This window comes from Aliiglaciecola sp. M165, from assembly GCF_007197995.1.
In the GTDB taxonomy this organism is placed as follows: domain Bacteria; phylum Pseudomonadota; class Gammaproteobacteria; order Enterobacterales; family Alteromonadaceae; genus Aliiglaciecola.
On record NZ_VKKH01000005.1, the window covers coordinates 155,874 to 168,354 of the forward strand.

11 protein-coding genes are annotated in these 12,481 nt (G+C 45.0%); 7 read left to right on the forward strand and 4 right to left on the reverse strand.

The genetic code is table 11. From position 1 onward, the window contains the following. Positions 1-51: 51 nt before the first annotated feature. Genes FM019_RS10865 through argE form a run of 3 tightly spaced genes read right to left on the reverse strand, consistent with a single transcriptional unit; the run spans position 52 to position 2,662 of the window. On the reverse strand, positions 52-471 hold the full coding sequence (locus FM019_RS10865; RefSeq protein ID WP_143835962.1) for a methylglyoxal synthase: 420 nt from the start codon (positions 469-471) through the stop codon (positions 52-54). A 5-nt stretch (positions 472-476) separates the two neighbouring features. Continuing rightward, the gene (locus FM019_RS10870) at positions 477-1,526 is read right to left on the reverse strand and encodes a Kelch repeat-containing protein (protein WP_143835963.1); all 1,050 of its coding nucleotides are present in this window, start codon (positions 1,524-1,526) and stop codon (positions 477-479) included. Beyond that, positions 1,517-2,662: an acetylornithine deacetylase gene (gene argE / locus FM019_RS10875; RefSeq protein ID WP_143835964.1), complete on the reverse strand. Its 1,146-nt coding sequence runs from the start codon at positions 2,660-2,662 to the stop codon at positions 1,517-1,519. The genes FM019_RS10870 and argE overlap by 10 nt, the downstream gene beginning before the upstream one ends. A 300-nt stretch (positions 2,663-2,962) precedes the next feature. Between argE and argC the strand changes: the two genes are divergently transcribed. The 7 genes from argC (at position 2,963) to FM019_RS10910 (ending at position 10,708) form a co-directional block, all read left to right on the forward strand. Continuing rightward, complete coding sequence (gene argC, locus FM019_RS10880; protein ID WP_143836144.1) at positions 2,963-4,006, forward strand: N-acetyl-gamma-glutamyl-phosphate reductase; 1,044 nt, start codon at positions 2,963-2,965, stop codon at positions 4,004-4,006. Continuing rightward, positions 4,003-4,782, forward strand: a complete 780-nt coding sequence (gene argB, locus FM019_RS10885) for an acetylglutamate kinase (RefSeq protein WP_143835965.1) — start codon at positions 4,003-4,005, stop codon at positions 4,780-4,782. The genes argC and argB overlap by 4 nt, the downstream gene beginning before the upstream one ends. Further along, positions 4,782-5,690 (forward strand): ornithine carbamoyltransferase, encoded by a 909-nt coding sequence (locus tag FM019_RS10890; RefSeq protein WP_143835966.1) that lies wholly within the window; start codon positions 4,782-4,784, stop codon positions 5,688-5,690. Before argB ends, FM019_RS10890 begins: the two co-directional genes overlap by 1 nt. A 34-nt stretch (positions 5,691-5,724) precedes the next feature. Further along, the gene (locus FM019_RS10895; RefSeq protein ID WP_143835967.1) at positions 5,725-6,978 is read left to right on the forward strand and encodes an argininosuccinate synthase; all 1,254 of its coding nucleotides are present in this window, start codon (positions 5,725-5,727) and stop codon (positions 6,976-6,978) included. Beyond that, positions 6,978-8,354 carry an argininosuccinate lyase gene (gene argH, locus FM019_RS10900; RefSeq protein WP_143835968.1) on the forward strand — a complete coding sequence of 459 codons (1,377 nt, stop codon included), beginning with the start codon at positions 6,978-6,980 and terminating at the stop codon, positions 8,352-8,354. Before FM019_RS10895 ends, argH begins: the two co-directional genes overlap by 1 nt. Before the next feature lie 14 nt (positions 8,355-8,368). Continuing rightward, positions 8,369-9,679: an amino-acid N-acetyltransferase gene (argA, locus tag FM019_RS10905; protein ID WP_143835969.1), complete on the forward strand. Its 1,311-nt coding sequence runs from the start codon at positions 8,369-8,371 to the stop codon at positions 9,677-9,679. Positions 9,680-9,904: 225 nt separating this feature from the next. Then, on the forward strand, positions 9,905-10,708 hold the full coding sequence (locus FM019_RS10910; protein ID WP_143835970.1) for a PEP-CTERM sorting domain-containing protein: 804 nt from the start codon (positions 9,905-9,907) through the stop codon (positions 10,706-10,708). A gap of 55 nt (positions 10,709-10,763) precedes the next feature. On the opposite strand, the gene FM019_RS10915 is transcribed toward FM019_RS10910, so the two are convergent. After that, on the reverse strand, positions 10,764-12,452 hold the full coding sequence (locus tag FM019_RS10915) for an NAD-dependent malic enzyme (RefSeq protein ID WP_143835971.1): 1,689 nt from the start codon (positions 12,450-12,452) through the stop codon (positions 10,764-10,766). Positions 12,453-12,481: the final 29 nt, after the last annotated feature.

Genomic DNA, 12,481 nt, shown 5'->3' on the forward strand with positions numbered 1-12,481 from the left:
TAACTTACTGTAAATGAATCCGACACAATTCACTGTGCATCACACAATCTATTAGTAATCAGGAATAAACCTTTGATATTCGTCACTGCTAAACAAAGGAGAGGTGATTAGTAAATCTGCGGTGGAGCGACTGCACGCAACAGGCAGATTCCATACGGAGCACAGGCGCAGTAACGCTTTAACGTCTGGGTCATGAGGCGCAGGATTGAGTGGATCCCAGAAAAATATCAAGCAATCTAGTTTTCTTTCTGCGATCAGTGCACCGATTTGTTGGTCGCCGCCTAATGGGCCACTTTTAAAACGATGAATCGACAAGGACAATTTGTCAGCCAACAATCCACCTGTTGTACCCGTAGCAACTAAGTCATGTTTTTTGAGTTGTTCAATATGGTCACCTGCCCACTCAACCAGTTCGCTTTTTTTATGATCATGTGCGACAAGCGCAATGGTTTTTTTGACAAAATTTCCCATTTAATTTATTCCAAGTCTGAAAGCTTTATCTGTGTAACAGTATTTAACACTTGTTGATTTTTACCCATTCCACCAATAATAAGCAATTGATCTTTATCGTTAATTAGACCTCTGTGATCCATTGTTGCGGCTTTTGTGCTGGAAATGTTCCACTTCATTGTGTCTAGATTAAAAATCCAAACTTGGTTATCCGCCTTTGATGGCTGTCCATCATAGCCAATCCCGTTATAGTTGTATGGATTATCCGAACCACCAGCAAAATATAGTGTGTCTCCGACATGAGTGGCGGCCATTCGATAACGCGCAGTACCGGTTGGATGAGGCAGCGTGCGCCAATCAATTTTATAGATGTCGTCCGTAATTGTACCAATGTAACAGGCAGATTCGGCGGCAAATCCCCTTCGCTTGTTCGCTTCAGGCACAACTGCCACACCATCACAAACAACCATTTTATTTACTGATATGGCACCAGCATGTCCAAATACCGGTTTGCCTAAAAACGGTGATGCCTGGCGCCAAGAATCAGTTTGGGTATCGTAAACCTGAACGAGATTCACATTGCCGTCGTTGTGCCAACCACTGACAAGATAAATATAACGTTCTTGGTGCACCAGAGCGACAGCATCGTCTACCGGAACAGGCATCGCTGCTAATTTGATGTAGTTGTCTTGTACCACGTCATATTTAAAATTATCTGGACTGGATATTTCGGTGTGGTCTGCAGCCACCGTATAGCCACCAAATAAATACACATGTTGTTTGATGCCAACCGCAATACTTGCAAGACGACCTTTGAGTGGTAAAGACGAAGGAACTGATGTTTTTTGTTGCCAACTATTTTCACCGATTTTCAAAGCCCACACTTTATTGTGAATATCTTTGTAATCACGTCCCGCGCCGAGTCCCATCATGGAGACTAGATAGTCACCATGTTCAGTTTTTACAAAGGCTACAGCGTTGTTCGAGACAGGTTCTGGCAGCGGTGGATACGATGCATAAGAGAGGTTGATTGAGAGCAAAGCAGAGATAAAAAACGTGATTTTTTTTAATAGCATATGTGATGGATCATCTTGTTGAGTAAGGTCACTGTTGGTGCGACATAATCCAGCGAAATGAACTCATCAGGCTGATGCGCCTGTTCAATACTACCGGGACCTAATACTAATGTATCGCAGCCCAACATATTGATAAAGGGTGCCTCGGTTGCATAGTTGGCATTTTGCATCGAAAATCCCGTCAAGGTCTCCGCTAAATCAACAATATCGTGTTCGTTTTTACAAGCAAATGCTGGGGAAGAATCGTACATCGATGTGCGTAATATTCGATTAGGATACTGCTTATAGACGGGAGCCAACGCATCATCAATCATACGGACAGCCTGTTCATCACTTAGCCCAGGTACACAGCGCAAATCAAAATTTAATTTACAATGGCCGCAAATTCGATTCTCGGCATCACCACCGTGCACATGCCCTAAATTCAGCGTCGCTTGAGGCACGGTAAAACTCTCATCACGATAATTCAGTGCTAAATTGTCACGTAACTCCAGCAAAGAATGAATGGCCTTGTGCATAATTTCAATGGCATTCACGCCTTTTTCTGGGTCACTGGAATGCCCTGATTGACCGGCAATTTCAAGGCTTTGCCCCATGTGCCCCTTGTGCTTTCCTATGGGCTTAAGCTCTGTGGGTTCACCAATAATGGCCATTTCAGGCTTAATCAATTGCTGGCTTGCAAAAAAGCGCGCTCCGGCCATGGTGGTTTCTTCGTCAGCGGTGGCTAAGATAAAAAGTGGTTTTTTAATTTTATCTAACTCTAAAGTTTGAATAGCTTCGAAGATAAATGCAAAAAAGCCCTTCATGTCACAGGTTCCTAACCCGTATAATCGGTTGTCTTGATGTTTAAGTTTAAAGGGATCACTGTTCCATCGCCCTTCATCAAAAGGCACCGTATCTGAATGTCCTGCCAGCAACAATCCGCCTTCTCCAGACCCTACTTGCGCCAACAGATTATATTTGTTTCGGGCATTGGGTACTTTTTGAATAGAAATTCTAAAACCAATATCAGCAAAAAGATTACTTAAATAGTCGATGATCTGCTTATTTGATTGATCAATACGTTCTTCCATCGCACTAATTGACGGGATAGAGATGATTTTTTCATAAATATCTAAGAAAGTACGATTTCGCATAAAAACCCTTAATATATTTATTCACTTTTATTGCATATTTATATCATTAGTGGCAAGCTACGTCTATCCAAGTGATGAAAGCAAGATCACAAATACAGATTAAACCTTATATTGACGATTGAGAACAAATTAAAAAGATGACACAGAATTTTTCCCTGCCTTGCTACGTTCGCGCATTCATGCGACGAAAATGAGACCTGTTGCGTAGCTCGCTCTTTACCTTTGATTTAGGGTAGTGTTCAAAGGTAAAGAGCGCTTTTTTTTCCACTTTTTTAAACTCTATTTTATTGGTTATTAATGATGTTCAAAGCATGTGTTATTGGCGCTAGTGGATATACTGGTGCCGAATTAGCAAAACTAATTGAAGACCATCCGCACTTTGAATTAGCGGGTTTGTTTGTTTCACCAGCAAGTCAGGAAGCGCATAAACCGATAAGTGCACTACATCCTTGGCTGCAAAGTTATGTTGATCACACGCTAGTCCCTATCAGTGATGAGAAGCTTATCGAATTGGCTGAATCTATGGATGCCATTTTCCTTGCAACCCCACATGAAGCCAGCCACGATTGGGGCGCTATGTTGGTCAATGCCAAAGCTAAAGTATTTGATTTATCTGGTGCCTTTCGGCTCAAAGATAACAAGATTTTTGAGCAATTTTATGGGTTTAAACATGCCCACGCCACATTGCTGAACGAGGCAGTGTATGGACTAGCCGAATGGTATGCAGATGATATTGCTAAAGCGAAATTTGTGGCGGTTCCAGGATGTTATCCCACTGCATCGCTGCTTGCACTTAAACCTCTTGCCCAGGCAGGGCTCATTGACAAACAGGTGCTACCTATTATTAACGCGGTGTCTGGTGTAAGTGGTGCGGGCCGTAAAGCGGCATTGAGCAATAGTTTTTGTGAAGTCAGCCTGCAGGCTTACGGTGTACTTGGACATCGCCATCAACCTGAAATTAGTCAGTACTTGGGTGACCAAGTCATTTTTACGCCGCACCTAGGCGATTTTAAACGAGGCATCCTTGCCACCATAACAGTAAAACTCGTCGGAAAAACAGCACAAAACCAAATCGATGATGCTTATCAAAGCGCCTATTTAGAAAGTCCGCTCATTCGCTTGATGAAGCAGTTTCCGAAATTGGATAATGTTGTTCGCACACCTTTTTGCGACCTTGCTTGGAAATTCGATCCGGGGTCTGGATATCTTGTGATCGGTAGTGCCATTGATAACCTGTTAAAAGGTGCAGCATCTCAAGCAATACAATGCGCTAATTTAGCCTTCAATATGAAAAGCCACACCTCGTTGGCAAAACCTGCTTTGGTCGAAGGAGCAAAGCCATGACGGTCAAAGTGGTTAAAGTAGGCGGCGCCTTTTTGGATGACCCGGATATTTCTATACCCTTTTTTAAAGCATTGTGCGCGTCTCATACTCAGACCCCCATCGTACTAGTGCATGGTGGTGGCAGCTCAGTCGAAAAGCTTATGTCAGACTTGGATCTACCAACAGCGAAAATTGATGGGTTACGCGTCACACCGCCGGAACAAATTAATTATGTGGTGGGCGCATTAGCCGGCACAGTCAACAAACAACTCTGTGCATTGGCGCAACAAGCTGGTTTAAATACGGTCGGGTTGAGCCTATTCGATGGCAACATGACAGTTTGCCAAAAAATTAACGATGAATTAGGTAATGTGGGTCAGGCAACGGTCCATGACCCACTATTATTGACCACTTTGTTGGGTTCCGGTTACTTGCCTATTATTAGCTCCATTGGCAAAGACACATCCGGTCAATTACTCAATGTGAATGCCGATCAAGCGGCTACGGTAATTGCAAAACTACTTAATGCTCAGCTGGTTTTGTTATCGGACGTAAAAGGCGTGCTTGATGAACATAGCGAACTGGTCAGCAGTCTTGATGAAATACAAATTGATAAACTCATCGACTGTGGAGTGATCCGTGATGGTATGACGGTTAAAGTTAACGCTGCGCTTGATGCAGCCAAAGCCATTCAGCAGCCGGTCACCATTGCGAGCTGGAAAGACCTAACCATATTTAATGACGACGGGGCCGGATCCGTTGGAACAACAATTTTACCCAATAAACAGGAAGCATGATGAAACAGGACTTGTTAACCTTTAAAGATTGGTCAGCGCAGCAAATCTCAGATTTGTTGAGCCTTGCTATCAAAATGAAAACCACCCCTGCAGATTACCAAGATTCCCTAAAAGGCAAATCGGTTGTCGCTTTGTTCGAAAAGCCTTCATTACGCACCCGGGTTAGCTTTGACATTGGCATTCACAAACTGGGTGGCCACATGGTCTATCTTGATAGCCAGGCAAACAAACTAGTCGGCCGTGAAGACGCATCAGATACCGCGGCAAATCTCGCATGTTGGGCAGATGCGATTGTTGCCAGAGTGTATTCCCATTCCACACTTGAAACCTTTAGCCAATCTGCCAAGGTACCAGTAATTAACGCGCTTTGTGACAAATATCACCCTTGTCAGGCCCTTGCAGATTATCTGACGTTGGCTGAAAATTATGAACAGCTTCAAGGGTTAACCCTTGCCTATATTGGTGACGGTAACAACGTGACACATTCATTATTGTTGATGGGCGCAATTTTAGGTGTGAATGTGATTAGCGTGACCCCGTTGGGCCATGAAGTGGATGAAGAAATCCTGCAAATAGCTCAATCTATCGGTGAAAAAACCGGTGCAAAGATTGTTCAGGATCATGATCTTCGCGCAGCAAAAGGGGCGGATGTGCTCTATGCTGACACTTGGATTTCGATGGGTGACACCACTGCATTGGATCAAATAAAACAAATTTTCGACCCTTACAAAGTCGACGAAGCGTTGATGGCAATGACAGGGGCAAAGTATGTAATGCATTGTCAGCCTGCCCATCGCGATTTGGAGATCAGCGGCAGCTTGATCGATAGCGACCAGTCTTTGTTAATGCAACAGGCTGAAAATCGTATGTGGGCACAAAATGCCATTTTGGCGACTTTACTCAAATAACATGAATCATAATACGTAATTTTTAGGAACGAACATGTCAAAACCCTCTATCAAAAAAGTGGTATTAGCCTACTCAGGAGGCCTGGACACCTCTGCGATAATCCCATGGTTAAAAGAAAACTACGATTGTGAAGTTGTCGCCTTTGCAGCCGACGTGGGTCAAGGTGAGGAAGAGTTGGAAGGCTTGCACGAAAAAGCCATTCAAACCGGTGCAAGCGAGTGTTACATCGTCGATTTAAAAGAAGAATTTGTTGCCGACTATATCTTCCCGACGATTACCACAGGCGCAGTATACGAAGATGATTATTTGCTGGGAACGTCTATGGCGCGCCCCGTGATTGCTAAAGCACAAGTGGAAATTGCCCGTAAAGTCGGTGCTGATGCTGTGTGCCATGGCTGCACAGGTAAAGGCAACGACCAAGTGCGTTTTGAAAGTGCATTTGCAGCCTTGGCACCGGATTTACAGGTGATCGCCCCATGGCGTGAATGGGACATGGTTTCTCGTGAAGATTTGCTCGATTATCTTGCTGAGCGTGATATTAAAACTAGCGCTTCCGCGACCAAAATATATAGCCGAGACGCTAACGCATGGCATATTTCTCATGAAGGTGGCGAGTTAGAAGATCCCTGGTGTGAACCCACGAAACAAATCTGGACCATGACAGTGGATCCTGAAGATGCACCAGATAGCCCAGAGCGAGTGCAACTGACTTTTGATCAAGGGCGATTGGTTGCTGTCAATAAAGAACATTTATCTCCCTATCAGGCCTTGGTCAAACTTAATGACATAGCCGCGGCACACGGTGTAGGCCGCATCGACATTGTTGAAAACCGTTTAGTAGGTATGAAATCACGAGGGTGTTATGAAACACCAGGTGGTACAGTCATCATGGCAGCCTATAAGGCGTTGGAATGTTTGGTGCTAGATAAAGCTGCATTTAAACATCGTGAGCAGCTAGGCTTGGAGTTTTCTCATGTGATGTACGACGGCCGTTGGTTTACTGCATTGTCTGATTCGTTGCTCGCCGGTGCAGGGTCGTTTGCTAAACAAGTCACTGGTGACATAGTAGTGAAATTGTACAAAGGCAGTGCCACAGTGGTGCAGCGCCGCTCACCTAACAGCCTATATTCTGAAGCCTTTGCCACTTTTGGTGAAGATGATGTGTACGACCAAAAACACGCCGAGGGCTTTATTCGTCTGTTTAGTTTATCAAGTCGAATCCAAGCGTTAAACGCCAATCCTATCGCCTCTGAAGGTGAAAAGAAGAACAATGGAGAGAGACGCTAATGGGTCTGTGGGGAGGCCGTTTTCAAGGTGGCAGCAGCAATATGTTTCGGCAGGTCAACGACTCCCTGCCCTTTGACCGGATCCTAGCTAGTCAGGATATTCGCGGTTCAATTATCTGGTCACGTGCGATAGCCAAGGCGGGGGTAATGAGTGAACAGGAGCAACAGCAAATTGAAGCTGCACTGTCTGCACTGTTGGAAAAAGCCGAAGCGGGTGAACTGGATTTTGACGCTAGCAGTGAAGAAGATATTCACAGTTTTGTTGAAGCTGCGCTGATCGAACAACTCGGCGATCTGGGGCGAAAGCTGCATACAGGCCGTAGCCGTAATGATCAGGTCGCCACCGATTTTCGCCTTTGGTGCAAAGAACACATTGTTAACTTACGTGATGACTTGCTTGGCGTGAAGGCCGCGCTGGTCAACTCGGCGGATGCTAATCGACAGGTTATATTACCCGGTTATACCCATCTTCAGCGAGCACAACCGGTGCGTTACCCTCATTGGTGTCTGGCCTATGTCGAAATGATTAAACGTGATATCAGCCGTCTGGATGATTTGCTGATTCGTATGGATCAGAGTCCTTTAGGATGCGGTGCGTTGGCGGGGACAGTATACGAAATCGATAGACAAGAGATCGCCTCTCAACTGGGGTTTGCCAGTCCTAGCATCAATAGTCTCGATGCCGTCTCCGACAGAGACTATGTGCTGGAGCTGATGTTTTGCGCCAGCACCAGCATGATGCATTTATCTCGTATGGCAGAAGATTTGATCTTCTTCAATTCAGGCGAAGCGGGTTTTATTACATTGGGCGATGCAGTGACATCAGGTTCATCATTAATGCCACAAAAGAAAAACCCCGATGCATTGGAGTTGATGCGAGGTAAATGTGGACGTGTGTTTGGAAGCTTGCAAAGTTTGCTGGTCACCATGAAAGGCCTGCCACTTGCCTACAACAAAGATATGCAAGAAGACAAAGAGGGTGCGTTTGATGCAGTCAATCAATGGCATATTTGCTTGTGTATAGCAGCGGAAGTTATCGACACCATTCAGCTTGATGCTCAACGCTGCGCACAAGCGGCACGCCAGGGCTATGCAAACGCTACAGAAATGGCAGATTACCTCGTTGGCAAAGGGATCCCGTTTAGAACCGCACACGATATTTCTGGACAGATCGTGCTAGCGGCCATAGCGCAAAATAAACCCATCGAAGGGCTCTCATTGACCGAGCTTCAAAGCTTCAGTGATGTCATTGAAAACGATGTGTATGACATTTTGGAGCTGGAGTACTTAGTCGATAAACGCAATATTCTAGGTGGCACTGGCGCGAAACCGGTATTTGCAGCGTTAGATAACGAGCTTGCGGCGTTGAAAGGGTAGGGAAAGGAAACACCATGGTGATGTCGGACATTGATAGCGTCAAACTTTTCAGAAACTCTGCGCCTTATATCAATGCGCACCGAGGAAAAACCTTTGTATTGATGTTTGGCGGAGAGGCTATTGAAGACGCCAACTTTGCCAATATCATCAGCGATATAGCCTTGTTAAACAGCTTGGGAGTGAAACTCGTTTTAGTGCATGGTGCAAGGCCACAAATTGACCAACGTATTGCGTTACGTGGTGTTGAAAAGCGCTTTGCCAACAATATTCGACTCACCGACAAACAAACCCTTGAATCGGTTAAAGACGCAGCCGGTTCGGTGCGTTCGCAAATAGAGGCCCTGTTAACCATGGGGCTGGCCAATTCCCCGATGCACGGTTCACAAATTCGCGTGTGTTCGGGCAATCTGGTGGTGGCAATGCCCATGGGTGTGCGCGACGGCGTTGATTACGAGCACACGGGCCTAGTGCGCAGAATCGACGTTGAGGGGATTAATGATCATCTTCAAGATGGTTCGATTGTTCTACTGTCGCCAATGGGTTATTCGTCTACAGGAGAGGTCTTTAACTTATCCCACGAAGATGTTGCTACACAGGCTGCTATAGGATTGCAAGCAGATAAGCTAATTATTTTTTCCGAACATCAAGGCATTATTGATGAATCAGGAAAACTGTGCAGAAACATCGACTCCGCTCAACTTGAAGGGCTTTTGGCTGGGACAGACACCCACAATCAGCGCGCTATTTTACACGCGATCAAAGAGTCACTGGCAGAAGATATTCCTCGATGTCATTGTGTTGGCTATCACCAAGATGGAGCATTGTTACAGGAGTTGTTCACTCGTGATGGTTCAGGGTCGTTGATTTCTAAAAAACACTACGAGCAACTGCGCCAGGCTAAAATTGAAGATGTGGGTGGGATCCTTCAGCTAATTAACCCGCTTGAGGAAAAGGGCATTTTGGTCAAACGATCGCGAGAGCTACTGGAAGCTGAGATTGAAAGATTCACCTTGATTGAACGGGACGGCATGGTTGTCGCTTGCGCGGCTTTCTATCCCTATCAATCTGAAGGTACGGGCGAGTTGGCTTGCGTGGCGACTCATCCAGACTACCGAGGTAGTAGTCGTGGAGAACGCTTACTTGAAGCCATTAAGCAACAAGCCGAACAACTCGGTCTTACGTCGATTTTCGTGCTCACCACGGTCACCGCTCACTGGTTTCAGGAGCAAGGATTTGTTCAGGCTGACCTACCCTCTTTGCCTGAATCGAAAAAGGAACTTTATAATTTCCAGCGTAACTCTAAGGTATTCACACTAAAGTTCTGATTTTCAATAATCTCGTCAAACGAACAAGTACGTTTGATAACTAGAGTCATTCCTTTGTAGTGCGATAAGCCCTTCAATATATTGTCAGCATTTTTAACATTAACCAATTGAACATCAACATGATTTCATTTAACCCGCTGTATTTTATATATATTTTGTGTTGGTATTAAATTTGCTGGTTTATTTTTTAAAAGCTAATCAGTTTGACAACGGAATCAAAACGTTATGAAAAAATTACTACAAACTGCCCTTCTTCTAGCGTCTACGCTCTCATTGAGCGCCAACGCCGGCTTGTTGATGGCAATAGATAACAGAAACGATACCTTGGTCAGTATTGATACTGACACCTTGGCACTGACAACTATTGGGAACTTGGGGACAAACGTCGCTTTTGGCGGGCTTTCTTATGATTCCAACTCTGATACATTGTACATGGTAGGTGGGCGTAACAACGAAAATCTCTATACTGTTGATATGACCACAGGAAATGCGTCTTTGGTGGGCTCACACGGTATCAGAGACTTATTTGCCATAGCTTTTGATACGACTAGCGGTATGTTATACGGATCTCAATTTTCCGGTGGAACAGGTCTATTTTCATTGGATGTCAGTACGGGTGCAGCAACAACGATTAATGCCGCGATGGCTACCGGAATAGGTGGCATGACATACAATGCTGTCAGTGACATTTTGGTTGGTATGAATGATGGAGCGGGTGATTTATACAATGTCAACCGAGCAAATGGCGACCTCACGCTATTGTTTGATGGTCCTTTTGTCAATAATAGTGGCCTAGCGTTTGATGACGAGAAAGACGTATACTGGAGCATCGATTACAGCGGTAACCTATTTTCCTACGATAATGGAAATGGCTTTGCACGAACCACAGAATTATCCGGATTAGGAAATTTTGATGGGCTTGCTTATATCAATGAAAGTGTAACTCAACCCAACGATATTCCTGAACCTGGCGCTTTGGCATTATTCGCACTAGGCTTGTTAGGTTTGAGAAAGGTGCGTCGCAGCTAAATTTTAATAAACGAATTAGTCGACTAGCAAGCCCGCTTTCACAAGCGGGCTTTTTTTAGATACTCACCCGTTTATATTCTCGATACTCCGGCTGCCAGAAATTGCTATTGATACTGGCTTGCAACTGCTCATCGGTCGTCTCAAGCGCAAGCCCTTGCGATTGAGCCACTTTACCCACAGCAAAGGCAATCTTGCGACTCAAGCTAGCAATATCAATAAGAGGCGGAAGTAATGCACCTTCACCTGTGTTTGCCAGAGGGGATGCATCGGCCAGGGCTTCACTCGTCACCATCAACATTTCTTCGCTGATCAATCTAGACTTACTAGCTATCACACCTAAGCCAATTCCTGGAAAAATGTAGCTATTGTTACACTGCGCGATAGGATAAATCTTGCCATTGTATTCAACTGGAGAGAAGGGGCTTCCTGTTGCAATGATCACCTGACCTTGAGTCCATTCAATTACTTGCTCAGGGCGGGCTTCAACTTGTCTTGACGGATTACTCAAAGGGAAAATAATAGGCAACTCACAGTTGGCTTTCATGCCTTTAATCACATCTTCAGTAAACAACCCAGCCTGTCCTGAAACACCGATCAAAATATCCGGCTTAGCGCAGTTAACCACATCTAACAATGATGCCCATTCGCCATCATAGGGCCAACCTTGTATGTCATCTGTTTGCTGTACCAATTTCTGCTGAAAATCTCGTAGTCCTTCCATCCCTTCTGTCAGCAAACCATAACGATCAATCATGAAAACTTGTTTGCGTGCTTGCTCGTCACTGAGACCTTCGTGGCACATTCGGCTAATGATCATCTCGGCAATACCGCAGCCTGCGGAACCTGCCCCAACAAACACCACTTTCTGATCTCTTAACTTTGCATTTTTACTTCTGCAGGCGGCTAAAATCGAGCCAAGGGTTACTGCTGCAGTACCTTGGATATCGTCATTAAAACAACAGACCTGATCACGATACCGTTCAAGCAGTGGCATCGCATTTGGCTGAGCAAAGTCCTCAAATTGGATCATCACACCAGGCCAACGTCGCTGCGCCGCCTGAATAAATAAATCGACAAATTCATTGTATTCGTCTTGCTCTATGCGCTTGTGGCGCGCGCCCATGTACATAGGATCATCAAGCAATTTTTGATTGTTTGTTCCCACATCCAACATCACGGGTAAGGTGTAAGCAGGGCTGATCCCGCCACAGGCAGTGTACAAAGACAATTTTCCAATCGGAATACCCATTCCGCCAATGCCCTGATCGCCCAAACCTAGAATTCGTTCGCCGTCAGTAACAACAATCACTTTAACTTTGCGTTTCGTCGCATTGCGCAGAATATCGTCAATTTGGAATCGTTCTGAATAAGACACGAACAGACCGCGCGAACTGCGATAAATATCAGAAAACTGCTCACAGGCATCGCCAACAGTCGGGGTATAAATGATTGGCATCATTTCATCGATATGCTCCTGCACCAATCGATAAAACAAGGTTTCGTTATTGTCCTGGATTGCCCGCAGATAAATATGTTTGTTGATCGGGGCACTAAAGCTTGAATATTGCATGTAAGCACGGTCGACCTGCTCTTCGATACTTTCATATCTTGGCGGCAACAAGCCGGTCAAATTGAAATTTTCTCTTTCTTTTGCGGTAAACGCACTGCCCTTATTTAGCAATGGCGTTTCTAGCAGGGCGGGACCAGCGTGGGGAATGTACAAATATTTCGAAGCGTTGCTCATATTAGCTCAGTTTCATCCGTAGTGATTAA

Coding starts and splice junctions, on each gene's coding strand:
- FM019_RS10870 (WP_143835963.1), bottom strand. CDS start 1,526: ATGCTATTAAAAAAAATCACGTTTTTTATCTCTGCTTTGCTCTCAATC.
- FM019_RS10890 (WP_143835966.1), top strand. CDS start 4,782: ATGAAACAGGACTTGTTAACCTTTAAAGATTGGTCAGCGCAGCAAATC.
- argC (WP_143836144.1), top strand. CDS start 2,963: ATGTTCAAAGCATGTGTTATTGGCGCTAGTGGATATACTGGTGCCGAA.
- FM019_RS10865 (WP_143835962.1), bottom strand. CDS start 471: ATGGGAAATTTTGTCAAAAAAACCATTGCGCTTGTCGCACATGATCAT.
- FM019_RS10895 (WP_143835967.1), top strand. CDS start 5,725: ATGTCAAAACCCTCTATCAAAAAAGTGGTATTAGCCTACTCAGGAGGC.
- argA (WP_143835969.1), top strand. CDS start 8,369: ATGGTGATGTCGGACATTGATAGCGTCAAACTTTTCAGAAACTCTGCG.
- argH (WP_143835968.1), top strand. CDS start 6,978: ATGGGTCTGTGGGGAGGCCGTTTTCAAGGTGGCAGCAGCAATATGTTT.
- argE (WP_143835964.1), bottom strand. CDS start 2,662: ATGCGAAATCGTACTTTCTTAGATATTTATGAAAAAATCATCTCTATC.
- FM019_RS10910 (WP_143835970.1), top strand. CDS start 9,905: ATGAAAAAATTACTACAAACTGCCCTTCTTCTAGCGTCTACGCTCTCA.
- FM019_RS10915 (WP_143835971.1), bottom strand. CDS start 12,452: ATGAGCAACGCTTCGAAATATTTGTACATTCCCCACGCTGGTCCCGCC.
- argB (WP_143835965.1), top strand. CDS start 4,003: ATGACGGTCAAAGTGGTTAAAGTAGGCGGCGCCTTTTTGGATGACCCG.